The sequence below is a fragment of the Sphingomonas sp. TX0543 genome, assembly GCF_048565505.1.
Taxonomy (GTDB): domain Bacteria; phylum Pseudomonadota; class Alphaproteobacteria; order Sphingomonadales; family Sphingomonadaceae; genus Sphingomonas.
The window spans coordinates 2,189,862-2,213,183 of record NZ_JBLZUS010000002.1; the positions used below are offsets into that span (position 1 = coordinate 2,189,862).

The window sequence follows — 23,322 nt, forward strand, 5'->3', positions numbered from 1 at the left end:
CAGCGCAGACCCTGCTGATGCGCTGACCTTGGGGTAGTAGACCCATGGACCCGCTGCCCTGCAGTGGGCCCGGTCATATCCTCTGCAGGAAGCTGAGCGTACCGCGTTCGCGCAACGCCTCATCACTGAGCCTGGGACCGCGCTTGAGCTTCGAGCCACCCAGTTTGCGGCGGTCGATCTTTGGCGGCGGTTCCGGTTCGGGGAACAGATGCATGGGCTGGTCACGGCGGGCTGGGGCGTCGTTGTTGCGCTTGCGGTGATGCGGCATGATTGCCTGCATCTGTTTGGCCAGCAACAACGCCGCATCCAGATGCTTGTTCTCGACAATGGCAGGCTGGTTCACCTGCCGCATCTTGTCGAACTGACGATAGGGCAGGACATGACCCTCATGCTCGATCTCCAGTCGGCCGTCGGGATATTCACAAACCGTCACCCGCTTGCGCGCCAGATTCAGGCTGACATCGTTTGGCTCTAGAATGAACATCGCCTTGTTGTAATGCAGCGTCAGCGCCGCCGTCACGGTCCGCTGCTCACGCCAGACCATGATCGCGCGCAGATCGTCATGCGGGGCGAGGGGGCGGTGCAGATCGCGGGCATCGAAGGCTGGGCGGGCAAACCGCGCATTGTGCCTGGTCCTATAGCTATCGAGAAAGGCGTTGGCGTCCTCGATCGACGAGATACCCTCCAATCGCATCGCTTTCACCAGGCGGTCCTGTAAAGTGGCGTTGGCCCTCTCGACGCGGCCCTTGGCCTGCGGCGAGTTGGCGCAGATGATCTCGATGTTCAGCGCATCCAGCGCACGGCCAAAATGCGTCATGCCATCCCCGCGTGCCGCACTGGCTTTGGCATTACGGAAAACACTGTGCTTGTCGGAATAGAACGCCACCGGCTTGCCGTGTCGCTCGATGTACGCGCGGGTCGCCTCCATATAGGCAAAGGTGCTCTCGCTCTCGACCATCTGGAGGTGCATCAGCTCGCTGGTCGCGTCGTCAATATAGACGAGAAGCGTGCATTGCGGCCCGCGATCCTCAAACCACCAGTGCTTCGAGCCGTCGATCTGGATCAGTTCACCGCGACAGTCCCGGCGATAGCGCGGCTGATATGGGCGAGGACGGCGAGCCTGACGATCCTTCCAAATCCCGGCCTCGATCATCATCTGCCGCAGCTTCTCACGCGAGATCCGGAGATCATGCCGCTCGGCCAGATACTCCGCAGCCAGGGTAGGCCCAAAATCATGATAATGGGTCCGAACCAGTGCGACAATCTGATCTCTGATAGCATCATCCAAGCGCCGGTTGCTTGGTCGACCACGGCGGCGCGACAATAGCCCGGATGATCCATCGTCAAGGTAACGCGTCAACAGTCGATGGGCGTGGCGGCGGCTGACGCTCATCAGCCTCGCTGCCTCGGTAACGGTCATGCGACCTGAAACCACATGCATCAGCGTCTCAACCCGCGAAAGCTCCTCGGTACTCATACGCAACACCGCCATGCTCAATACCTCCGAACAGCCGGAGGGCACGGTAGCCCAAGTGAGACATCTCTACTTTGCGCGACTGTGACATTTGAACGTTGCTGCTACAATATAATTGACCGATAATATACATTATGTAAATCACGTGCGTGTTTTCGGATCGAGGATCAACGTTCTCCCCTCTACCCGCCACGACCGGAGCTGGGAGAGGAAATTCATGCCAAGCACGTCAGTTTGGCCGAATTCCGGCGCTACCACCACCGCCAGATCCCGTACGGTGATGGCGCCGACCTCGAGCCTGGCGATCCGGCCACGATCCGCCTGGACAGACCCGTTTGCAGTATCGATCGCCGTCGCAAACGGGCTCTCGGTGGTATCGACATTCGCTGCCTTGGCGGTCGCGACTGACAAGGCGGTGATCGTCGCGCCGCTGTCGATCAGCATGCGCCGTTCGACGCCGTCGATCCGAACGCTTGCCCAAAAATGACCATCCGGGGCCATCGCAATCCGCACGGCGGTTCCGGTGACGCGCTGGTCACGCCCAACCAGGGCGTCGCGCGCGCCATCCCAGATCGGCTCAAGCCGCTCGCGCTGACACGCGATCATGAGCCCGACCGCAAAGATCGCGATCCATGCGAGCGCCATCTTCATCGTGGTGCCGAGCGCCAGACGCCGGCTGAACAAGGCGGACAACGGAAGGAGCAGCATGAGCGCGTAAAGCGCGACCTCCGCGCCATTGGTCATACGGCGATTTCCATGCCGTCGTATCCGGGTTCAATCCCGGGAGGAAGCTCTTCGAGCAACGTGCGATAGTCCATCGACTGATCCATATGGACCAAGGCGGTGCGGCGCGGCTTCAGCTCCGCTACCCAGTCTATCACCTGCGAGAGATGCGGGTGCGAGGGATGCGGCCGCCGCCGCAGCGCGTCCACGATCCACGCGTCCAGTCCCGTGTACAAAGTGCGAAGATCGCTGGTTAAATTACTGAGATCGGTGGCGTATCCTATACGTTTGCCGCCGGCGGTTAACCGCAGGCCCGCCGAGGTGATCGACGCATGCGGCTGATCGACGACATCGATCCGGACTGAACCAATCGTCAGCGAGTCCGGCAGCATGGAAAGCGCAACGGCCGGCGGATATCCGTGATTTCCCGCGAAGATATAGTCGAACCGCCTGGCCAGACCGGCGTGCGTCGCTGCCCTGGCGTATCCCGGAACCGGGCGGCCCAACGCGTGAAAAACCTGTCGCAGGTCGTCGATGCCGAAAACGTGATCGGCATGTTCATGCGTCCAGATCACCGCGTCGACCGCGCCGACATCCGCCGCGAGCAACTGCGCGCGCATGTCGGGGCTGGTATCGACGAGGATCCGTGTCCCCTCATGTTCGATCAATATCGACGCGCGCGTGCGGCGGTTGCGCGGCTCGTCCGGGTCGCACGTGCCCCAGTCATTACCGATCCTCGGAACACCGGATGATGTGCCGGATCCGAGAATCCGCGCTCTCATGCGATGGTTTTGCTGAAAAGCGTGTGAAAGTTACGGGCCGTGGCTTCCTGCAAACTGTCCACCGATTGGCCTCGCAGCGCGGCCAGAAACGCACCCGTATCGGCAACAAAGGCCGGCTCGCCCGCTTTCCCGCGATGCGGCACGGGTGCCAGGAACGGAGCATCGGTTTCGATCAGCAGGCGCTCGATCGGCAGGCGCGCGGCGGTTTCCTGAAGATCTCGTGCGTTCTTGAAGGTGACGATACCCGAAATCGAAATGTAGAGCCCGAGGTCTAGCGCGATATCCGCGAACGCGCCGCTGCTGGTGAAGCAATGAATAACGCCAGTGAAGGCGCCCTTCGCCATTTCGTCGCGCAATATCGCTGCCGTATCATCCTCCGCGCTGCGCGTATGAACGACGATCGGCACCCCCGCCTCCCGCGCTGCGGCGATGTGCGCGCGGAAACTGTCCTGCTGCCGCGCGCGATCGGAATGATCGTAATAATAATCGAGACCGCTCTCCCCTATCCCCACAACACGCGGATGGGCTGCGCGGGCCACAAGCTTAGCGGTATCGACATTTGGATGCCTGTCAGCCTCGTGCGGATGGATGCCGACGGTCGCCCACACATCCGGCTCACGCTCGGCGGTGCCGATAATCTCGTCCCATTCGCTCTCGCGGGTCGCGATGTTGAGCATGGCCGTGACGCCGCGCGCACGCGCGCGCTCCAGCACCGCTTGCTGCTCCTCGACCAAGCCCTTGTAATTCAGATGACAATGGCTGTCGGCCAGCATCAGGCGGGCTCCGTCGGCAATTCCAGACGCGGAAACACCGGCGTGGGCGTGGCGATGCGAAAGCCGCTAGCCGCATGCCCGTCATACCAGCCGTCGTCATCGATCGCCGCGTGATCGCGTGCGTCGGCCCCAAGCTGATCCAGCACCTTGCCCGCCGCGACAGGAACCACCGGCAAGATCGTGATCGCCAGAATGTGGATCGCGCGGATCAACGTGCGCAGCACCGCATGCATCCGCTCGGGATCGGTCTTGCGCAGCGCCCATGGTGCCTGCGCGTCGATGTAGGCGTTGCACGCGAACACCCCGCGCAGCCAAGCCTCGACGCCCTGGCTCAGCATGAGATCACCAAACGCAGTCTTGAACCCGGCGGCGGCGACGATCACTTCCTCGATAAGCCTGCCATCCGCGTCGTCCGCCCGACCCGGCCCGGGGAACTCACCACCAAGATTCTTGGCGATGAACGAAAGCGTGCGCTGGGCCAGATTGCCGAAAGCATTCGCCAGCTCAGCGTTGACGCGCGTAACGATCGCCTCGGCCGAATAGCTGCCATCCTGCCCGAAACTGACTTCACGAAGCAGGAAATAACGCAATGCATCCACGCCGAATGCCGCAGTCAGATCGAGCGGATCGATCACGTTGCCGACGCTCTTCGACATCTTCTCGCCGCGATGCAGCACGAACCCGTGCCCGAACACCGATTTCGGCAGCGCGATACCCGCCGACATGAGAAAGGCGGGCCAGTAAACCGCATGAAAACGCACGATATCCTTGCCGATCAGATGAAGATCGGCCGGCCAGTGTTTCATCTCGTGATCGGGATAACCGGCGCCGGTCAGGTAATTGGTCAGCGCATCGACCCACACGTACATCACATGGCCGGGACTGTCTGGAACCGGCACGCCCCAGTCGAAGCTGGTGCGCGATACTGAAAGATCGGAGAGCCCACCCTCCACGAAGCGCATGATCTCGTTGCGCCTCGCCTCGGGCCGGACGAAATCGGGATTGTCGCGATAAAGATCGAGCAGCGGCTGCTGATATTTCGACAGACGAAAGAACCAGGTCTCCTCGGCCGTCCATTGCACCGGCGTGCCCTGCGGCGAGAGTTTCTCCCCCTCCCCGTCGATCAGTTCCTTCTCGTCATAGAAGGCTTCGTCACGCACGGAATACCAGCCTTCGTAGCGATCGAGATACAGATCGCCAGCATCGCGCATCGCCCGCCAGATCGCCTGGCTGGCACGGTAATGATCGCTGTCGGTGGTGCGGATGAAGCGATCATACGAAATGTTCAGATCGTCACACATCGCCTTGAACAAAAGCGACATTTCTCCCGCGAGATCGCGTACGTCGACGCCGCGCTCGCGAGCGGTCTGCACCATCTTGAGGCCGTGTTCGTCCGTTCCGGTCTGAAAGCGGACATCGCGCCCGGCCTGCCGGTTGAAACGCGCTATCGCATCGGCGGCGATCGCTTCGTAAGCATGGCCGATATGCGGCTTGCCATTGGGATAACTGATCGCGGTGGTGATGTAGAACGGGTCGCCCATGGCCATCCCCTACAGCCGTGACAGGCGCGCGACCACCCCCGCCAATTCGAATACTGTCGCCCCCGCATCCAGCGACAATCGCCGCGCGGCGCCGGCGATTCCCAATGCGTCTTCATAAGCATCGAGCGCGGTGCGCAGCTCTTCTCCACCACGCTGCGGCGCCTGCCCGGCGATGAATTCCGGCGCGCGATCGAGGAATGCTTCGTAACGCGGCTGGGCCGCCTTGGTGGAAAGCGCCTTGGCCAGCCTCGTCCGTTCAGCGTTGCTCCTGTCGCCACTGCGCGCGATCGTCGTGAGCGCCGTATCGATCGCGCCGAGATCAAGCCCGGCATATCGCAGCGCCCGCCCGGGTGATCCCGCTGCGGCACGCACCAGTGTGTCCAGTTCATCACCGCGCAGATCGGGAGCTTGCTCTCGCAGCACCTCGCGCACATCGCCGTCATCGAGCACGCCGAAACGCAGCGTACGGCAACGCGAGCGTATCGTTGGCAACAGGCGACCCGGAGCGTGGCTCACCAGCAGGAAGACCGTGCTCGGCGGCGGCTCCTCCAGGCTCTTGAGCAGCGCATTTGCGCCTTCCCGCTCAAGATCGTCGATCGCGTCGATCACGATCACGCGGCGCGGCCCGAGCGACGGCGTGGTCGCGAACAACGACTGCAGCGATCGCACCTGTGCGATCGTGATACTCCGCGCGAGCCGCTTGTCGCCTCGATCTTCCTTCGCCAGCCTCGTCAACTCGCGGTAATCAGGGTGAGAGCCGGCTTCGAGCAGCGCACGCGTTCGCTCACCGCTGTCGTCGCCCGCCGAATGCGCCAGCAGGCGGAAGGCGGCTTCCCGCACGAACGCCCCCTTCCCCACGCCCTGCGGCCCGGTGACGAGCCATGCGTGGTGCAGAGCACCGCTCTCCATCGCCGCGTCGAATGCGGCGCGGGCCTGGGCATTGCCGCGGATTGACGTCATGGCAGCAAGTCAGCCAACCCGTCGAACAAAGCCGCTGTCACCCGCTCTGGCAACTGGGTCGCATCGACGCGGCAAAAACGCTCCGGCTCGCTTTCGGCAAACCGATCGAAGGCGGCCGCCACCGCGAGGTGGAAATCCTCGCCCCGCATCGCGAACCGATCCGCGCCCGCGCCGTCGCGCCCGACAGCACGGCGCGCGCCCTCGACCGGGGGCAGTTCAAGCAGGAATGTTCTGTCCGGCAGCAACCCGCCCGCCCCGAAATGGTGCAGCGCGAGAACAGCCGCATCGTCTATGTCGCCGGCGACACCCTGATAGGCGCGGCTCGAATCGATATAGCGATCGGAAATCACCCAGATCCCCGCTTCGATCGCCGGCCGGATCGTTTTTTCGACATGATCGGCCCGCGCCGCCGCGAATAGCAGCGCCTCGGTTCGCGGGCTCCAGCGGTTCACGTCACCCTGCATCAGCAGCGCGCGGATCGCCTCGGCGCCGTCGCTGCCGCCCGGCTCACGCGTCACGAGCGTACGGATACCGCGCGCCGCCAGCGCAGCCGCGAGCGCCCGCGCCTGAGTCGACTTGCCGGCTCCCTCCCCGCCTTCGAGCGAGAGGAAGCGCCCCTTCATCCGAACAAGCCCGTCAGCCCGGCCCAGGCGCGACCGAAGAAGCCTGCCTCGCCGACATCCTTGTCCGCAACCAGCGGCAACGTCTGATCGGGAAGGCCGGGCGACGTGACGACCAGATCCGCGATATGGTCGCCAGCCTTGATCGGCGCCTTGATCGGCCCCTGATAGACAATTTTGCCGCTGAGCACCGGCACCGCCCCGGCAGGCAGGGCGACCTTCAGATCACGCGGAGCGATCAGGCCGATCCGGGAAGAACTTCCCATCTGAACGTCGGCGTCGGCAACCTTTCGGCCTTCCTTCACGATCGCCTTCGCCTGCCACGCGCGGAAGCCCCAATCCATGAAGCGCACCGATTCGCTCACGCGCTGATTGAAACTCGTCAGCCCGGCAAGAACCATCACCAGCCGGCGACCGTTCTGCTCCGCCGATCCAGTGAAACCATAGCCCGCCTCGTCGGTATGCCCCGTCTTCAGCCCGTCGGCGCCCTGCACCCGCCCCAGCAGCGGATCACGGTTCGCCTGCGTGATCGCCGCGCCGGAACCCAGCGTCTTGCCCCAGGTGAAATCAGGCCGCGAATAGAATTGCTTGTAGAGCTTGGGATGGTCGGTAATCGTCGCCGCCGCAAGCTTCGCCAGATCGCGCGCGGTAACATAGGTGACGCCACCGTCCGGCCACCCGTTCGACGTGCCGAAATGGCTGTTGTCGAGGCCAAGCCGCTTGGCTGCCTCGTTCATGCGCTGCACGAATGCACCCTCAGTGCCGGAAATGCCCTCCGCCAGCACGACGCAGGCATCGTTGCCTGAAAGCGTGACAATCCCGTAGAGCAGATTTGCGACCGAAACCTTCTCACCAGTGGACAGAAACATCGTGGAACCCGCTGCGGGGCCGTGCCATTTTTTCCAGGTTTCGGGCCGAACCTCGAATTCCTGATCGAGCTTAAGCTCGCCACGCTTCACAAGATCGAACGCGACGTAAACCGTCATCATCTTCGCCATCGAGGCGGGCGGCATGCGACGATCGGCATCCTTTTGATAGAGCACCGCGCCGGACGACAGATCCTCCATGAACGCCACTGGTGCGGGCGTATCGAACTGCGGCGCCGACGCGGCCGACGGATAGGCGATCGACAGGGCGATAGCGGGAGCGGCAAGAACGTATGGAAGCTTGGGCATGAACGATACTCAGGGCTGAACAATGATTGATGCATCGCCATAGCCGCGTCGCGCGGCGTCGTCACGCGCGCGCTGCGCTGCCTCCGCCGTGTCGAACGGACCAAGGCGGACCCGATGCCGCCCGTCATGCAGATCGGCACTGCCACGAAGCCGCTCCGCGAGCGACCTTGCCCGCGATCCGCTAACAAACGAAGCGACTTGCACGACATAATTGCCATGCGGTTGAAGCTTGATTGACGGTTGAGGCGTGGCCTGAAGCGCGATCGCCATCGCGCCATCTCGCGCGGGCAGGCGGCGTCGCAGGCTGGCGAGCATCTCAGGCGAGGCCACTTCCCTCGCCCCCGCCGCGTCACCGCGCGCCAGCGCCAGGCGATCCGGCTCGACAGCCGCGACGCTGCGGACCCGAACCGCCGCCTTCGCCCGCCGGCCGCTCCCGAGCAACGCCGCCGCACCGCGCGACAGATCGATCAGGCGATCGCGCTGGCCAGGGCCGCGATCGTTGATAAGCACCAATATCGTGCGCCCGGTATCGAGCGCGGTCACCTCTACATAGGATCCCAGTGGCAGCGTCCTGTGCGCGGCGGTGATGGCGGACGGGCGAAATGGCGCGCCCGATGCGGTTTTGGCGCCGGCCAGTTCCTCGCCATACCAGGTCGCGTAGCCAACTTCGTCGTAGCGCGCCGGCACCGCGCTCGACGCCGGTGACGGTGGCGCGTCGCGCGCCTGGCATACTGCCGCGATCGGCAGCGCCAGAAGCCAGAGATTAGCGCTCAACCGCATCGGCAAGCAGCCCGACCGAAAGCGCGTAGAAGTTCGAGCAATTGTAATCGAGGATCACGCGGTAATTTCCGGTAAGCAGATAGGCGGTCTTGCCCGGCCCATCCGGCTCGAGGAGCGTGGCGAGCACGCCATCACCCGGCCAGGGGCGATCCTGCGGCACGAGGCCGAGCGCGCGCCATTCCGCCATGGTGCGCCAGCCGCTGTGCCGCTCGAACACGCGGGGGCATCTCGGGGAGATCAGACGATTAACCTGTCCGGCGCGATCATAGGTTGCGGGCACGCTGACGGCGATGCCCCACGGTTGCCCCGGGCGCCAGCCGGCGTTGACGAAATAATTGCCGATCGAGGCAAGTGTGTCGGCAGAACTGTTCCAGATGTCGATCCTGCCGTCGCCATCGCCGTCTCGCGCAAGCCGGAGGTAAATCGACGGCAGAAACTGCGGATTGCCCGTCGCGCCGGCCCAGCTCCCCTTGAGTTGCTCACGTGGCACGCCGCGATCGAGCATCTTCAACGCAGCGATGAACTCGCCCGCGAAGAGGTTACGACGGCGCCCCTCATAGGCAAGGGTCGCAAGGCTGCGCAGCAGATCGAAATTTCCCGTGTAGCTGCCGTAATTCGTTTCATGACCCCATATCGCGACCATGATCGATTCGGGCACACCGGTCTGCGCCTCAACCGACGCGAGCCTGCTTCGGTTGGCGAGATACGTGGCGCGCCCACGCGTTATACGTGCAGTATCGACGTGCTGCGCACGATAGGGCGCGAACATCGAGACCGGCGCGTTGGGAGACCCGCCAGGTTGCTGGCGATCAAGATCGACCACACGCTGATTGAACGTGAGCGTAGGCATCACGGCATCCAGCGTTGACACTTTCACGCCGGCGGCGAGCGCCTGAGTGCGCAATGTCGGCAGATAGGCTTGGAATCCCGCTTCATCCTGCGCGATCGCTGGCGTTGCGGCCGCAGCGAGAACGACCGCGGCGAGCACGGAAACGGCGCGAATGATTATCCCCCTCATACGCGCCATCTTGCACGTCGGAAGACGATTATGAAACAGCCAGTCATCGTCGGGCTTGCACATACCGTCGCAGCACGCCACAGCGCGCGAACTGCTCGCGGAGAGGTGGCCGAGTGGTTTGAGGCAGCGGTCTTGAAAACTACTGGAGATTGCGACCAGTGCGCGGAAATAGGAGTTTTGTTACAAGGGGTTAGCGTCAGTCCGATTCGCCAGGTGTAATTACCCATAAGCCTGTCGTAAGCTGCGAGCCCCCGAAATGGCATGGAAGAGTGTCCGAGTGGTTTAAGGAACTGGTCTTGAAAACCAGCGACGGGGCAACCCGTCCGTGGGTTCGAATCCCACCTCTTCCGCCAATTTCAAAACTGAGCCTTCTGCTTCCGAAGATCCCAAGCGGATATTCCAACGACGGCAAGAACGGCGATCCCGATCACCACGTCAACCGCGCCGGCACCGATAGCAACGGCCACGACCAATCTAACTGCCATGATTCCAGCAATTACCATCGCGATCGTGGGCGCTCGCGCATTGCCAGAGGCAATCGCTCCAATCAGCAAGAGACCCAAGAAGATGTTCCAGCCCGCAACTGCGCCGTTCCCGTGATCAAATATGAACGGGATTGCGAGCAATATTAGGAGGCCAGCTGAGGCAAACGAGAGCCACTTGCCTATTCCAGTCCATTCGATGCTGCTTTCTGTCGTCATAGACCGAACGTGCATGAAATGAATCGTCAAAGCAACGCCTCGCACCATACGCAGGCTCGAGGCGTTGCACAACGTAAGGACAGAAGGAGTGTCGCCTATCCCCACTGCTGCGGATGTTCGATAACTTACGACAACCTACATAAAACGTCCAAGCGGCAAAATGCGCTTTCTGCCTGTGTATCGCTTGCTTATGAAAACCTGCGTAAACATACACAAACGTCGTTTACACTAAACTTGAAACCGCCGTAGGTTCACGCTTACCGTGGGTTCGAATCCCATCCTCTCCGCTATCATCTTTTACGCGACAGTTCGCGCATCGCATCGTCCAGCCCGCCGAGCGTCAGCGGAAACATGCGGTCGTTCATCAATTCCCGAATGATCTTCGTGGACTGCGAATAGCCCCACTGACCTTGGGCGACCGGGTTCAGCCATACAGCGGCCGGATAGGTCGTGGCCAGGCGATGCATCCACACCGCGCCAGATTCCTCGTTGAAATGCTCCACAGACCCGCCCGGATGCGTGATCTCATACGGGCTCATTGCCGCGTCGCCCACGAAGATGAGCTTATAATCGTGCGGAAATTTATGAAGCACGTCCCAGGTCGGCGTGCGTTCCGAAAAGCGGCGACGGTTGTCTTTCCACACGCCCTCATAAGGGCAGTTGTGAAAGTAGAAGAACTCAAGGTTCTTGAACTCGGTCGTGGCGGCGGAGAACAGTTCCTCGCACAGCTTGATGAACGGATCCATCGAGCCGCCGACATCCAGAAACAGCAACAATTTCACGGCATTGCGCCGTTCGGCACGCATATGGACGTCAAGCCAGCCTTGTCGCGCAGTGCCGTCGATCGTCGCATCGATGTCCAGTTCGTCCGCGGCACCTTCGCGTGCGAACTTGCGCAGGCGGCGCAGCGCGATCTTGATGTTGCGCGTACCGAGCTCACGGGTGCTGTCGAGGTTCTTGAACTCGCGCTGATCCCATACTTTCAGCGCACGCTTCTGCTTGCTCTCTCCACCGATCCGCACGCCTTCGGGATTATAGCCCGAGTTGCCGTAAGGCGATGTGCCGCCGGTGCCCACCCACTTGCTACCACCCTCGTGCCGCTTCTGCTGCTCTTCCAGACGCTTCTTGAGTGTCTCCATGATCTCGTCCCAGGAGCCGAGCGACTTTATCGCCTCCATCTCCTCCGCGGTGAGATATTTCTCGGCGACGGCCTTCAGCCAGTCCTCGGGAATTTCAGCGCCGGGCTGGGCGAAGCTGGTTTCAATGCCCTTGAATACCTTGGCGAAGACCTGGTCGAAGCGATCGAGCAGCCCCTCGTCCTTCACATAGACCGCCCTGCTCAAATAGTAGAAATCCTCCGGCGTCCGTTCGATCACATCCTTTTCGAGCGCTTCGAGCAGCAGCAAATGCTCTTTCATGCTTGCCGGAATCCCGGCGCTGCGCAGTTCATCAAGAAAGTTCAGGAACATGCGAGGCCTCCGATAATGTCCGGCACGCGGAAAGTTGCATTAGCGCCTGTCATAGGCCTTGGGCAAAGGCCCTTCGTTCGGCGTAAGATATCGATCGCGCAAGTCCGTCTGGCGCGAACGCATCGGTTGCGGCCGCCCATCGATCCACACCGCGACCGGCTGTGATTCGATCTCCAGCGGATCACCGTCCCAAAGCACGACGTCGGCACGGCGGCCGGATTTCAGCGAACCAAGCTCGCCCTCCATGGCAAGCGCGGCGGCGGGGCCGGAGGTTATTGCGGCGAGCGCCTGCCCCCATTCCAGGCCGGTCGCGCCGGGGACGCGGGTGATGGCAACCAGATTGCCCGCATATTGCCGAATATTGTGCTCCCCGCCCGAGGCGCCCGCAGCCGACAGCGCGACCTGCACTCCGGCAGCGCGCATCCGCCCGACATTGGATTCGGTCGCCGCCAACGCTTCGAAGCTCTCGGGCAGATCGGCCAGCGCAGCCGCTACAACCGGCACCTTCGCAGAGGCGATCTCGCGGGCGACCATCCAGCCCTCGCTGACGCCAGTCAGCACCAGCCGCAGCCTTGGATAATCACGCACCAGCCCGAGCACGGTCCGGATGTCGCTGGCGCGTTCGACGTGGACAACAAGCGGCACCTGACCGTCGATCACCTTGAGCAACGCGTCCGCATCGCCGCGCTTGATGAGAGACGCGCGCTCGCGGCCACCAAAGGCGGCTGGATTCCGACGGTAATCCTGCGCTTGCGACAAGGCGTCGCGGAACAGCGCATAAGCGGCCGGCCGGCTGCCGCCGGCATCGCGGGCGCCGCCCTCTCCGAGCTCGACATACTGGAACGCGCGCGGCCGGGTGACTGCATCGGGATCATCGCCCAGATCGATCACCGCCCCCTGCCCCGCGAATATCGATCCCGCCGTGCCGGGGGCGATCAGCGCGCGCGTTACGCCAGCAAGACGTTCATTGGCGATCTTCGCCCCGGCGGGATTGATCGCGGGCGAAACGTCGATGGCGGCGGCGAAGGGGCTGCTGCTTGCTGACGTGTCGTTACTTTCCTCTATTCCGCCAGCATCCTGCAGCCCGAGATCGGTGAAGCCCGCAATCAGCCCCGGCGACACCCATTTGCCGTTCGCGGCGATCACTTCCGCGCCCGCCGGAACCGCGACATTTTCGCCGGCAGCGACGATCCGGCCGTCGCGAAACACGACGGTGCCGTTCCTGATCGGCGCGCTGCCATCGCCGAGCGCGACCGTGGCGCCCGTGATGGCGACCGTCTGGGCGACTGCAGGAGCCGCGGTCAGCGCGGCTGCGGACAGGAGCAGGGCGCGGATCACTTCACATCTCCAGTACCGGGCTGGCCTAGCTCGAAATCGCTCACCGGGCGTCGTTTCGGGTCGTTGGCATCATACAGCATCGCGCCGTCGACCCACACTTTCTCGGGTCGGGTGTAAATGCTGAACGGATTGCCGTTCCACAACACCACGTCCGCCATCTTGCCGGGCTTGAGGCTGCCCGTCTTGTCATCGATCCCCAGCGCCTTGGCCGGATTGAGCGACAGCCACTTCCACGCCACCGCGTCAGGGATATCGATCCCCGCACGACGGCCGGAAGACAGCGCCTTCGCAACCTCCTGATTGAGCCGCTGGATCCCGTTCTGATCGTCGGAGTGGATCATCGCGCAGGCGCCGGCTTTCTCGAGCAGCGCAAGGTTGGCGCCGATCCCGTCATAGCTCTCCATCTTGAAGCCGTACCAGTCCGCCCACACAGCGGCGCAGGTGCCGCTCGCCTTCAGCAGATCGGCAATCTTGTAAGCTTCGACGGCGTGGTGAAAGGCCGTCACCTTGTAGCCGAACTCCTTGGCCATATCGAGGACGATGGCCATCTCGTCGGCCCGATAGCAGTGGTTCTGCACGCGGATTTCCCCCGCGAGCACCCCGCGCAACGTGTCCATCGCTATGTCGCGCTCCGGCGGATCGCCGCCATCCTTTTCGTATTTGTCCCATTTGCGCTTATATGCCTGCGCCTTCGCCCAGGTGGCGCGGTCAACCGCGATATTGCCCATCCGGGTGGAAGGCTCGCGGCCCTTGGAGCCATAGACGCGCTTCGGATTTTCCCCGCATGCCATCTTCAGCCCGTAAGGCGCACCCGGGAACTTCATCCCCTGAACAGTGCGCGAATAGACGTTCTTCAGCACGACGGAGCGGCCGCCGAACAGATTGGCGGACCCGGGCAGGATTTGCAGCGCGGTGACGCCGCCATTGGCAAGTGCACGGCTGAAGCCGGGATCCTGCGGCCATACGCTATGCTCCGCCCACACATCGGCAGTGACGGGCGAAGTCGCCTCATTGCCGTCCGACAGCGCTCGAATACCGGGGCTGGGATAATCGCCGAGATGGCTGTGAATATCGATGACGCCGGGCGTGATCCATTTGCCCTGCCCATCGATCACCCGTGCATTGGCGGGCGCATCGAGCGTCTGGCCGATGGCCACGATCTTCCCATCGGCGAACAGAACCGCGCCATTCTCGATCCGCCCGCCCTCGCCGTCGAACACCGTGACATTGCGCACCAGAGTCGGGACGCCGGGATAGGCATGATAAGTGGATGGAAAGGGATCACGCGAATATGGCTTGGCCGCCGCGCTCGATTTTGCCGGGCTGCTGGAGGGCGTTTTCGGGTGCTCCGCATCTGCGCCACATGCCGCCAGCGAAAGCGCGGCGGCGCCCATCAACAGGCGCAGGCCCTTCTTTTGAGCCGTGATTCCCATGAACCCCTCTTCTTGCACTTGAGCGCGAACTGATGGGCCGCGCGCACCGCAAAGACAATAGCGCGATCCACCGATCGCTCCATAACAAATGTCATGTTCCACTTGTCCGGTGCGGCCCGGCGCGATAGTCGGAGGCCAGATAACATAGGAGAGAGATGTCGTGAGCACCCCGCCCCTTGCCGGCATCCGCGTAGTCGAGTTCGCCGGGATCGGCCCCGGCCCGTTCGCCGGCATGATGCTGGCGGACCATGGCGCGGAGGTTATCCGCATCGATCGGCCGGTGCGCGGCGGCGGCCTGACCATCGACAACAAGGACGCGTTGTTGCGGAGCCGCAAGTCGATCGGCCTCGACCTGAAAGATCCCAAATCGATCGAGGCGGTGCGACGGATCGTCAAGTCCGCCGACGCGATCATAGAGGGGTTTCGCCCCGGGGTGATGGAGCGGCTGGGCCTGGGGCCGGACGTGCTGCTCGCCGACAATCCGAAGCTTGTCTACGGACGCATGACCGGCTGGGGCCAGACCGGGCCGATGGCACCCGAACCCGGCCACGACATTAATTATATCGCGATCTCCGGTGTCCTTCATGCGCTTGGGCGTAAGGGCGAGAAGCCCACCCCGCCGATCAACCTGGCGGGCGATTTCGGCGGTGGCGGCATGTTCCTGGTCTTCGGGATGCTCGCGGCCCTGCTGCATGCGCAGCGCACCGGCGAGGGCCAGGTGGTGGATGCGGCAATGACGGATGGCTCGGCCGTGCTGATGTCGATGATGTGGTCGTTCCGCGCGATGGGGCGCTGGAGCGACGAGCGCGGGACCAACCTGCTCGATACGGCCGCGCACTTCTACGATACCTACGAGACGCAGGACGGCAAGTTCATCTCGCTCGGCGCGATCGAGCCGCAATTCTATGCCGAATTCCGCGCGGTGATGGGCCTTTCCGACGACAAGTGGACAGCACAGATGGATGGGCGGCAGTGGCCGGCGCTCAAGGCCGAGCTGGCCGAGCGCTTCAAGGCGCGCACCCGCGACGATTGGGTCGAGGCCTTCAGGGGGCATGAAGTATGTTTTGCGCCGGTGCTGGGCTTCGACGAAGCCTGGAATGATCCGCACAATCGCGCCCGCGGCACGTTCGTCGAAGCGGCCGGCGTGCGCCAGCCGGCGCCAGCGCCGCGTTACTCGAAAAGCACCACGGTCACGCCGGTAATGGCGGGTGAACGTCACGATGCCGACGTTCTACGAGAACTTGGTTTCGACGAAGCGGAGGTCGCCGCGCTGGGTCTGTGACCTGACAGTCGTGCCTAGGCCGCCTCCAATTCCGGCGCGGGGTGGCGCGCGTAGATGCCATAGGCGAGGATCGCGGCGTAGCACAGCGCGGGCAGCAGCAGGGCAAAATGCAGGCTGCCGCTGATATCCGCCAGATGCCCCGTCAGCGGAGGTATCACCGCACCGCCGACGATCGCGGTTGCGATCACGCCCGACCCGTCTGCCGCGCGCTTGCCAAGCCCCTCGCTGGCGAGGCTGAAGATCGTCGGAAACATGATCGCGTTCATCAAACCGATCGTCAGCAGCGCCCAGCCCGAAACCATGCCGCTGGTGTTTGCGGATACCGCGATCAGCAATATCGCCCCTGCCGCAACTGCGGCCAGCACCTTGCCCGGCGACAGGCGTGTCAGCGCATAGGCACCGATGAAGCGCCCGATCAGCGCCCCGCCCCAGTAAAATGGCACGTGCTTGCCCGCAGCCTGATCGCTCAGCCCAAGCACGTCGGGTTGCATCAGGTAGCTCACGATTAGGGAGCCGATCGCCACCTCCGCACCGACATACAGGAAAATGCACAGGCAGCCGATTCCAAAGCGTGGGCGCGACAGCAGATGGAAAGCCTGGAAAATATTTCCGTGGACCTGTTCTTCCTTCAATCGATTGCGTCGCGACCAGACGACTGACGCCACCAGGGCCAGGACGGCCGCGAGGCACAGATAAGTCACCACGACGATGTGCGTTTCCTGGGCGCGATAGGTGTTCAACGCCGCGCCCGTCAGCGTCGTTACGTCCAGCCTGGCGAGGCTGCCCAGGATCACGATCGATCCGACATAGGGAAAAATCGTGGTGCCCAGGGAATTGAAAGCCTGCGCGAAGGTGAGCCGACTGTGCGCGCTCTTTGGCGGGCCCAGCAAGGAAATAAGCGGATTGGCCACCACCTGCACGATCGTGATGCCGCTGGCGAGCACGAAGAGCGCGAACAGAAACAGGCTGAATTTCGCGGATGCAGATGCCGGCACGAACAACAGGCATCCGGCCATCATGGCAACAAGGCCAATCGCGGCAGTGCGCATGTAGCCGACCCGCCGGACGATTGCTGCGGCCGGGATCGACATGATCGCATACGCCCCGAAAAACGATGACTGCACCAGCAGCGCCTGCGCGTAATTGAGCGTGAAGAGCTCTTTCAGCTTGGGAATGATGACATCGTTCAGGCTGGTGATGCCACCGAAGATGAAGAATAGCGCCAAGACGAAAACACGCAGGTCAGGTGCATCATAACCATGCTCGGCATCACCACTTGCCGGGCCGGAGGCGCCGTGGGCTTGCATGTCATTCTCCTAGTTTCGCTCACCGGCAAACATTCAAGCGGCGGACGGAAGGGTAAAGCAAGCCGATTGGTTGGCCCCTTCCGGTAAATTCCACAATCTTCGCCAAGTCGCTTGGCGAAGGCTGCGCGGTTAGCCTAGCATTCGGCCGTGCCCAAGATGACGGTAAACAACGAAGCGATCGAATATCGCATGGATCCGCAGACACCGCTCCTGTGGGCGTTGCGTGATGCGTCGAACCTGACCGGCACAAAATATGGGTGTGGCACCGGAAGCTGCGGCGCCTGCATCGTCGATGTCGACGGCAAGGCCATCAAATCCTGCCAAATTACGCTGGAGCAGGCGGAGGGAACCTTTGTCACCACGATCGAGGGGTTGTCGCGAGAGCGCTCCCACCCCGTGCAACTCGCGCTGATCGACGCGAACGTGCCGCAATGCGGCTATTGCATCCCCGGTATAACCATGGCGGCCGCCGTGCTCATCAAACGCAGCCGCAGCCCCAGCGATGCGGAGATCGCAGCCGGGATAGCCAATCTGTGCCGTTGCGGGATTTACCCTCGCCTGATCGACGCAATCCAGCGCGCCGCGCGGGCGATGCGCGGCGACGAGACGCTGCCGGCCGGCGCGCGGACCGGGATCGATCCGCGCGATGCAGCGCGCACCGTCCCGGCGTTCAATCCCGATCAGGCGCCGCGGCGTTGAGCATGCAATTGGCCCCTGCTGGTGAGAAATCGAGATGATCGAATTATGGCATTGCGCGGACGCGCGATCATTCCGAGCACTGTGGACGCTGGAAGAGATGGACCTGCCCTATCGCATGCATCTCATGCCGTTCCCCCCGCGTATCCGGCAGCCCGAGTATCTCGAACAGAACCCGTTGGGCACCATACCGCTGCTTGTGGACGGACAGACACGGATGAGCGAATCTGCAGCGATCATCGAGTATCTCGCGGTCCGGCATGGCCCAACCGCCATCGCGGTCACGGCTGATGACGCGCATTATGGCGCGTGGCTAAACTGGCTTCATTTCGGCGAGGCGACCCTCACCTTTCCGCAGACCCTGGTGCTGCGCTATCGCAGGCTGGAGGCACCCGAGCGACGATTGCCACAGGCTGCGGACGACTATGCGCAATGGTATCGCTCAAGGTTGCGCGCGGTCGATCGCGCGCTTGCCGACGGTCGGGAATGGCTGGTCGCAGACAGGTTCACCGGCGCGGATATTTCGGTTGGCTATGCCTTGCTGCTGGCCCGCACTCTCAAGCTGGATGACGACCTGCAACCCGCCATCGCTGCGTATTGGGAACGGCTGTCGGAACGGCCGGCGTACCTGCGGGCGCGTCAGGTCCAGAGTGAGGCAGTAAGCGTATTGCCCGAACCATACACTTCGCGCTAAGACGGAACTGAATAACGTGGGTAAAGATGACGATGAGCCTGGTACGCGGTGCATGGAAACTGCTGGTCGGTATCAAGGACGCGCTGGTGCTCGTCGCGATGCTGTTGTTCTTCGGGCTGCTGTTCGCCGCGCTTAACAGTCGGCCGACGGCCCGCGCGGTGCGCGATGGCGCGCTCGTCCTGAACATCAACGGATCGATCGTCGAACAACCATCGGAAACGCCGCCATTCGCGATGGTCACGGGCGAAAGCAACGCCCCGCGCCAGTATCGCCTGCGCGATGTCGTGCGGGCGATCGATGCAGCCAGGGACGACACACGCGTGAGGGCGATCGTGCTCGATCTCGATCATTTCGGCGGCGCCTATCCCGCTGTGCTCGGCGAAGTGGCAGATGCGCTGACCCGCGCCCGCACCGCCGGCAAACCGGTGCTCGCCTTCGCCACCGGCTACACGGACGGCGGCTATCGCCTCGCCTCGGCCGCGAGCGAAGTGTGGATGGATCCCATGGGAGGGACGATCTTCGCGGGGCCGGGCGGCAGCCAACTCTATTACAAGGGGCTGATCGACAAGCTGGGCGTCAATGCGCACGTCTATCGTGTCGGGAAGTACAAGTCTTTCGTCGAACCCTATACCCGCAGCGACCAGAGCCCCGAAGCCAAGGAGGCGGCAACCGTCCTGCAAAACGGATTGTTCGACCAGTGGAAAGAGGCGATCGCACGCGCACGCCCGAAGGCCAAAATCGCTGCGTGGCTCGTCACGCCAGAAAAGGTGGTGCAGGGCGCGCAGGGGGATATCGCCCAGGCAAACCTGGCCGACGGCATTGTTGACAAACTGGGCGATCGGGTGGCCTTCGGTCGTCGTGTCGCCGAACTGGCGGGCGGGGATTCCAAGAAGCCTGCGGGGTGGTTCAAGACGATCGATTATGATTCGTGGGTCGATGCGCATCCGCTGCCCAAGAACGGCGAGATCGGGGTGGTTACTGTCGCCGGCGACATAGTGGATGGCAAGGCCGGCCCAGGCACCGCGGGCGGCGATACTATTGCCAGGTTCATCTATGACGGGCTGGCCACGAAGAAGCTGAAGGCGCTGGTGTTGAGGGTCGATTCGCCGGGCGGATCGGTCACCGCATCCGAGCGCATCCGGTTGGCGCTGATGGAAGCCAAGAAGCAGGGTCTGCCGGTCGTTGTTTCTATGGGTGGTGTCGCGGCCTCGGGCGGGTATTGGGTTTCTACGCCCGGCGACGTGATTTTCGCAGAGCCCGCGACCATTACCGGTTCCATCGGCATTTTCGGGATCATTCCAACGTTCGAGAATACGCTGGCGAAGATCGGCGTCACCACCGATGGCGTCCGCACCACCCCGCTTTCCGGTCAACCGGATATCATGGGCGGCACAAATCCGGTGACCGACGCGGTGTTCCAGTCCGCGATCGAGCATGGCTATTCGCTGTTCCTGGCGCGCGTTTCCCAATCGCGCAGGATGCCCGCGGACAAGGTGAATGAGATCGCGCAGGGACGCGTGTGGATCGGGGGCACCGCTCGGCAGATTGGGCTCGTCGATCGCTTTGGCACGCTCAAAGATGCGGTGGCCGAGGCGGCGAAGCGGGCAAGGCTGGACCCTGCGACGGCCGAGGTGATCTATCTCGAAAAGAAGCCGGGATGGGCAACGGAAATTGCCCGTCAGTTCAATCGCGATGACGACGATGAGAGCGCCACGCCAGGCGATGTATTTGCTCGCGTAGCATTTGAAAGGCGCGCCCTGTTGGCGCGCGCGCTGGGCGATGTGAAGCGGCTGGTGACCGGAGGAGGCGTTCAGGCCGCCTGCCTGGAGTGCGGTGGCTTCGGGCCGAACGCCGGCGCGCCCTCTGACGCCCGTCTGCTCGACGTTCTGCTCGCGCGTTTCGGGCTTTAATCGTCGTCCCTGTCGGCTGTTGCGAGTCGGTAGCGCTTTTCGCAACAAGCTTTGCGCATTACATGGGGTATATGCCTCGCAAGATCGATCTCGAAGCCCTCTGCCACGAAAAGGGCCTGCGCATCACCGAACAGCGCCGCGTTATCGCGCGCGTCCTTTCGGAAGCGGAGGATCATCCCGATGTCGAACGGGTTTACGCCCGCGCCTCGTCGATCGATCCCGGAATCTCGATAGCGACGGTATATCGCACCGTGCGCCTGTTTGAAGAGGCCGGCATCCTCGATCGCCATGATTTCGGCGACGGACGCGCGCGCTACGAGCCGTCGCCTGAGGCGCATCACGACCATCTCATCGATGTCGAGACGGGCCGTGTGATCGAGTTTGTCGATCCCGAACTCGAACAATTGCAGAAGCAGATTGCGGAGAAGCTGGGGTTCCGGCTCGTTGATCATCGCATGGAGCTTTATGGCGTCAGTCTCAGCCGGAAGGATTGACGCGGTTCGCTTCTACTCGAGACTCGCGGCGATTATCGCCGTGCTGCTGCTGGCGGTGCCACTCCATCTATTCTGGCGTCTGCTGCGGCTCCCCTCACCTTGGCCAAGGTGGTTTCTCGGGTCGCTCGGTCGGATAATCGGCGCGCGCAGGCGGGTGACTGGCACCCCGCTCCGCCGCGATGTCATATTCCTGGCGAATCATCTCAGCTGGATGGACATCCCGATCATCGCCGGCGTGACCGGGAGCGCTTTCGTGGCAAAGGCGGATCTACGCGACGTTCCGCTGGTAGGCTGGCTCTGCACGTTGAACCGCACGTTGTTCGTCCGTCGCGACGACCGGCTCGGTATCGCCGGCCAGATCGACCAGCTCCGGGCGGCGCTCGCGGAAACATGGGCGATCACCATCTTCCCGGAAGGTACGACCGGCGACGGTTCGGGTCTTCTGCCGTTCAAGGCCGCGCTGCTTGCGGTGCTGGATCCGCCGCTGCCCGGCGTTCTCGTCCAGCCGGTGCGGATAGATTATGGTGTCGCGACGCGGGAACTGGCATGGATCGGCGACGAGCCGGGCCAGCATCACGCCCGTCGTGTGCTTGGCCGGGCAGGTACTTTCACCGCTACGCTGCACTTCTGCCATCCTTTCGATCCCCGGGACTTCCCTGGTCGCAAGGCGATCGCCGCCGAAGCACGCGCGCGTATCGCAGCAGCGGGTAGCGATCGTCCGCCGCCCCTAGTATAGGCGCGGCAATGACCAAAACCGCGCCCACAACCTTCCACGTCAAGTCGTTCGGTTGCCAGATGAACGTTTATGACGGCGAGAGGATGGCCGAACTCATGGCCGCCGATGGCCTCACGCCAACAGACGACGCCGCTGCCGCCGATCTGGTGGTGCTGAACACCTGCCACATTCGCGAAAAAGCGACGGAAAAGGTCTATTCGGATATCGGGCGTCTGCGGAAGCACGATCCTGACAAGATGATCGCAGTCGCGGGGTGTGTCGCCCAGGCCGAAGGCGAAGAGATAGTGCGCCGCGCGAAGGTGGATGTGGTTGTCGGGCCGCAGGCGTATCACAATCTGCCAAGGCTCGTCGCCGATGCGGTTGCCGGCGCCGCGGCTCTAAACACCGACATGCCGGTGCTGTCGAAATTCGGCGCATTGCCGGCCCGGCGCAAGGTCGGCCCGGCCGCGTTCCTGACGGTACAGGAGGGGTGCGACAAATTCTGCACGTATTGCGTCGTGCCCTATACGCGCGGCGCAGAGGTGAGCCGCCCGTTCCGAGATATCATCGATGAAGCGAAGGCCCTGGTGGACGCCGGCGCGCGAGAAATCACGCTGCTTGGGCAGAACGTCAACGCCTGGGCCGACGAAGGCGGCGAAGGGCTCCACGATCTGATCCGCTCGCTCGATCGGATCGAGGGCCTGGCGCGCATCCGCTATACCACCAGCCACCCCAATGACATGACCCAAGGCCTGATCGACGCGCACCGCGATGTGGAGAAACTGATGCCGTTCCTCCACCTTCCAGTCCAGTCTGGGAGTGATCGGGTGCTCAAGGCGATGAATCGTAGCCACAGTCGTGACAGCTACCTGCGCGTGCTTGACCGGGTGCGTGCAGCGCGGCCCGATATCGCGCTGTCGGGCGACTTCATCGTTGGTTTCCCCGGTGAGACCGAAGCCGACTTTGCCGATACGCTGAGCCTGGTGGCGGAAGTGCGCCACGCCATGGCGTTCAGCTTCAAATACAGCCCTCGCCCCGGCACGCCGGCGGCGACGATGGACGAGCAGATCGCTCCCGAAGTGATGGACGACCGCCTGCAACGATTGCAGGCTGCGCTCAACCGCGACCAACTCGCCTTCAATCAGCAATCGGTCGGCCGCCGATGCTCGGTGCTGATCGAGCGGAAGGGCAAACGGCCGGGCCAGATGCTGGGAAAATCTCCGTGGCTGCAATCGGTGTTGCTCGACACGGCCGCCCCTGTCGGCACGATGGTTCAGGTGGAGCTGCTTCAGGCGGGGCCAAATTCGATCACAGCTCGCGAGATTTCTTCCTCGCCCGCCGCTGCCGCAGCGGCTTGATGCCGCAGAGACACAGTAACGAAATCCTTTGCCTTTAGTGCTTGCGACAAGGCGGCCCCCGCCGCACCTTGAGCGCACG

General features: G+C 63.0%; 22 protein-coding genes and 1 tRNA gene. 8 read left to right on the forward strand and 15 right to left on the reverse strand.

The window, feature by feature from the left end; genetic code table 11:
- Positions 1-73 precede the first annotated feature (73 nt).
- The 10 genes from ACM61V_RS11135 to ACM61V_RS11180 form a co-directional block, all read right to left on the reverse strand.
- Complete coding sequence (locus tag ACM61V_RS11135) at positions 74-1,492, reverse strand: ISNCY family transposase (RefSeq protein WP_226019824.1); 1,419 nt, start codon at positions 1,490-1,492, stop codon at positions 74-76.
- Positions 1,493-1,615: 123 nt separating this feature from the next.
- A complete protein-coding gene (locus ACM61V_RS11140; protein WP_137786108.1) occupies positions 1,616-2,218 on the reverse strand; it encodes a retropepsin-like aspartic protease family protein in 603 nt (200 codons plus the stop codon).
- Positions 2,215-2,979 carry an MBL fold metallo-hydrolase gene (locus ACM61V_RS11145; protein WP_419713993.1) on the reverse strand — a complete coding sequence of 255 codons (765 nt, stop codon included), beginning with the start codon at positions 2,977-2,979 and terminating at the stop codon, positions 2,215-2,217. Before ACM61V_RS11145 ends, ACM61V_RS11140 begins: the two co-directional genes overlap by 4 nt.
- The gene (locus ACM61V_RS11150) at positions 2,976-3,752 is read right to left on the reverse strand and encodes a TatD family hydrolase (protein ID WP_137786110.1); all 777 of its coding nucleotides are present in this window, start codon (positions 3,750-3,752) and stop codon (positions 2,976-2,978) included. Before ACM61V_RS11150 ends, ACM61V_RS11145 begins: the two co-directional genes overlap by 4 nt.
- Positions 3,752-5,293, reverse strand: coding sequence for a methionine--tRNA ligase (metG, locus tag ACM61V_RS11155; RefSeq protein ID WP_419713994.1), 1,542 nt, complete (start codon positions 5,291-5,293; stop codon positions 3,752-3,754). The genes ACM61V_RS11150 and metG overlap by 1 nt, the downstream gene beginning before the upstream one ends.
- Before the next feature lie 9 nt (positions 5,294-5,302).
- Positions 5,303-6,253, reverse strand: a complete 951-nt coding sequence (locus ACM61V_RS11160) for an AAA family ATPase (RefSeq protein ID WP_137786112.1) — start codon at positions 6,251-6,253, stop codon at positions 5,303-5,305.
- Positions 6,250-6,876 carry a dTMP kinase gene (gene tmk / locus ACM61V_RS11165; protein ID WP_137786113.1) on the reverse strand — a complete coding sequence of 209 codons (627 nt, stop codon included), beginning with the start codon at positions 6,874-6,876 and terminating at the stop codon, positions 6,250-6,252. The genes ACM61V_RS11160 and tmk overlap by 4 nt, the downstream gene beginning before the upstream one ends.
- Positions 6,873-8,048, reverse strand: a complete 1,176-nt coding sequence (locus ACM61V_RS11170; RefSeq protein ID WP_137786114.1) for a D-alanyl-D-alanine carboxypeptidase family protein — start codon at positions 8,046-8,048, stop codon at positions 6,873-6,875. The genes tmk and ACM61V_RS11170 overlap by 4 nt, the downstream gene beginning before the upstream one ends.
- Before the next feature lie 9 nt (positions 8,049-8,057).
- Positions 8,058-8,828, reverse strand: coding sequence for a septal ring lytic transglycosylase RlpA family protein (locus tag ACM61V_RS11175; protein ID WP_137786115.1), 771 nt, complete (start codon positions 8,826-8,828; stop codon positions 8,058-8,060).
- Positions 8,812-9,846: a lytic murein transglycosylase gene (locus tag ACM61V_RS11180; RefSeq protein WP_137786116.1), complete on the reverse strand. Its 1,035-nt coding sequence runs from the start codon at positions 9,844-9,846 to the stop codon at positions 8,812-8,814. The genes ACM61V_RS11175 and ACM61V_RS11180 overlap by 17 nt, the downstream gene beginning before the upstream one ends.
- 263 nt (positions 9,847-10,109) lie before the next feature.
- On the opposite strand from ACM61V_RS11180, the gene ACM61V_RS11185 reads away from it, so the two are divergent.
- Positions 10,110-10,199, forward strand: a tRNA-Ser gene (locus ACM61V_RS11185).
- A 3-nt stretch (positions 10,200-10,202) separates the two neighbouring features.
- On the opposite strand, the gene ACM61V_RS11190 is transcribed toward ACM61V_RS11185, so the two are convergent.
- The 4 genes from ACM61V_RS11190 to ACM61V_RS11205 form a co-directional block, all read right to left on the reverse strand.
- Positions 10,203-10,547 (reverse strand): hypothetical protein, encoded by a 345-nt coding sequence (locus tag ACM61V_RS11190; protein WP_419713995.1) that lies wholly within the window; start codon positions 10,545-10,547, stop codon positions 10,203-10,205.
- Between the two features lie 290 nt (positions 10,548-10,837).
- On the reverse strand, positions 10,838-12,016 hold the full coding sequence (locus tag ACM61V_RS11195; protein ID WP_419713996.1) for a vWA domain-containing protein: 1,179 nt from the start codon (positions 12,014-12,016) through the stop codon (positions 10,838-10,840).
- 39 nt (positions 12,017-12,055) lie between these two features.
- Complete coding sequence (locus ACM61V_RS11200) at positions 12,056-13,351, reverse strand: amidohydrolase family protein (protein WP_137786242.1); 1,296 nt, start codon at positions 13,349-13,351, stop codon at positions 12,056-12,058.
- Complete coding sequence (locus tag ACM61V_RS11205; RefSeq protein WP_137786119.1) at positions 13,351-14,787, reverse strand: amidohydrolase; 1,437 nt, start codon at positions 14,785-14,787, stop codon at positions 13,351-13,353. The genes ACM61V_RS11200 and ACM61V_RS11205 overlap by 1 nt, the downstream gene beginning before the upstream one ends.
- A gap of 160 nt (positions 14,788-14,947) precedes the next feature.
- On the opposite strand from ACM61V_RS11205, the gene ACM61V_RS11210 reads away from it, so the two are divergent.
- Positions 14,948-16,069: a CaiB/BaiF CoA transferase family protein gene (locus tag ACM61V_RS11210; protein ID WP_137786120.1), complete on the forward strand. Its 1,122-nt coding sequence runs from the start codon at positions 14,948-14,950 to the stop codon at positions 16,067-16,069.
- A gap of 14 nt (positions 16,070-16,083) precedes the next feature.
- Here the strand turns inward: ACM61V_RS11210 and ACM61V_RS11215 are convergent, their stop codons facing one another.
- Positions 16,084-17,376, reverse strand: coding sequence for a sugar MFS transporter (locus ACM61V_RS11215; RefSeq protein WP_137786121.1), 1,293 nt, complete (start codon positions 17,374-17,376; stop codon positions 16,084-16,086).
- 147 nt (positions 17,377-17,523) lie between these two features.
- Here ACM61V_RS11215 and ACM61V_RS11220 point away from each other — a divergent pair, with 147 nt between their 5' ends.
- From ACM61V_RS11220 to miaB, 6 genes are all read left to right on the forward strand, one after another.
- Positions 17,524-18,075, forward strand: coding sequence for a (2Fe-2S)-binding protein (locus ACM61V_RS11220; protein WP_137786122.1), 552 nt, complete (start codon positions 17,524-17,526; stop codon positions 18,073-18,075).
- Positions 18,076-18,109: 34 nt separating this feature from the next.
- Positions 18,110-18,766 carry a glutathione S-transferase family protein gene (locus tag ACM61V_RS11225; protein ID WP_137786123.1) on the forward strand — a complete coding sequence of 219 codons (657 nt, stop codon included), beginning with the start codon at positions 18,110-18,112 and terminating at the stop codon, positions 18,764-18,766.
- A gap of 32 nt (positions 18,767-18,798) precedes the next feature.
- Positions 18,799-20,676 (forward strand): signal peptide peptidase SppA, encoded by a 1,878-nt coding sequence (gene sppA, locus ACM61V_RS11230; protein ID WP_137786124.1) that lies wholly within the window; start codon positions 18,799-18,801, stop codon positions 20,674-20,676.
- Positions 20,677-20,747: 71 nt separating this feature from the next.
- Positions 20,748-21,170 (forward strand): Fur family transcriptional regulator, encoded by a 423-nt coding sequence (locus tag ACM61V_RS11235; protein ID WP_137786125.1) that lies wholly within the window; start codon positions 20,748-20,750, stop codon positions 21,168-21,170.
- Complete coding sequence (locus ACM61V_RS11240; RefSeq protein ID WP_137786126.1) at positions 21,142-21,906, forward strand: lysophospholipid acyltransferase family protein; 765 nt, start codon at positions 21,142-21,144, stop codon at positions 21,904-21,906. The genes ACM61V_RS11235 and ACM61V_RS11240 overlap by 29 nt, the downstream gene beginning before the upstream one ends.
- Entirely contained in the window at positions 21,903-23,243 is a 1,341-nt protein-coding gene (gene miaB, locus ACM61V_RS11245) for a tRNA (N6-isopentenyl adenosine(37)-C2)-methylthiotransferase MiaB (RefSeq protein WP_171007533.1), read from the forward strand. The genes ACM61V_RS11240 and miaB overlap by 4 nt, the downstream gene beginning before the upstream one ends.
- The last annotated feature ends 79 nt before the right edge of the window (positions 23,244-23,322 follow it).

Coding starts and splice junctions, on each gene's coding strand:
- ACM61V_RS11135 (WP_226019824.1), bottom strand. CDS start 1,492: ATGGCGGTGTTGCGTATGAGTACCGAGGAGCTTTCGCGGGTTGAGACG.
- ACM61V_RS11140 (WP_137786108.1), bottom strand. CDS start 2,218: ATGACCAATGGCGCGGAGGTCGCGCTTTACGCGCTCATGCTGCTCCTT.
- ACM61V_RS11145 (WP_419713993.1), bottom strand. CDS start 2,979: ATGAGAGCGCGGATTCTCGGATCCGGCACATCATCCGGTGTTCCGAGG.
- ACM61V_RS11150 (WP_137786110.1), bottom strand. CDS start 3,752: ATGCTGGCCGACAGCCATTGTCATCTGAATTACAAGGGCTTGGTCGAG.
- metG (WP_419713994.1), bottom strand. CDS start 5,293: ATGGGCGACCCGTTCTACATCACCACCGCGATCAGTTATCCCAATGGC.
- ACM61V_RS11160 (WP_137786112.1), bottom strand. CDS start 6,253: ATGACGTCAATCCGCGGCAATGCCCAGGCCCGCGCCGCATTCGACGCG.
- tmk (WP_137786113.1), bottom strand. CDS start 6,876: ATGAAGGGGCGCTTCCTCTCGCTCGAAGGCGGGGAGGGAGCCGGCAAG.
- ACM61V_RS11170 (WP_137786114.1), bottom strand. CDS start 8,048: ATGCCCAAGCTTCCATACGTTCTTGCCGCTCCCGCTATCGCCCTGTCG.
- ACM61V_RS11175 (WP_137786115.1), bottom strand. CDS start 8,828: ATGCGGTTGAGCGCTAATCTCTGGCTTCTGGCGCTGCCGATCGCGGCA.
- ACM61V_RS11180 (WP_137786116.1), bottom strand. CDS start 9,846: ATGAGGGGGATAATCATTCGCGCCGTTTCCGTGCTCGCCGCGGTCGTT.
- ACM61V_RS11190 (WP_419713995.1), bottom strand. CDS start 10,547: ATGACGACAGAAAGCAGCATCGAATGGACTGGAATAGGCAAGTGGCTC.
- ACM61V_RS11195 (WP_419713996.1), bottom strand. CDS start 12,016: ATGTTCCTGAACTTTCTTGATGAACTGCGCAGCGCCGGGATTCCGGCA.
- ACM61V_RS11205 (WP_137786119.1), bottom strand. CDS start 14,787: ATGGGAATCACGGCTCAAAAGAAGGGCCTGCGCCTGTTGATGGGCGCC.
- ACM61V_RS11215 (WP_137786121.1), bottom strand. CDS start 17,376: ATGCAAGCCCACGGCGCCTCCGGCCCGGCAAGTGGTGATGCCGAGCAT.
- ACM61V_RS11225 (WP_137786123.1), top strand. CDS start 18,110: ATGATCGAATTATGGCATTGCGCGGACGCGCGATCATTCCGAGCACTG.
- sppA (WP_137786124.1), top strand. CDS start 18,799: ATGAGCCTGGTACGCGGTGCATGGAAACTGCTGGTCGGTATCAAGGAC.
- ACM61V_RS11235 (WP_137786125.1), top strand. CDS start 20,748: ATGCCTCGCAAGATCGATCTCGAAGCCCTCTGCCACGAAAAGGGCCTG.
- ACM61V_RS11240 (WP_137786126.1), top strand. CDS start 21,142: ATGGCGTCAGTCTCAGCCGGAAGGATTGACGCGGTTCGCTTCTACTCG.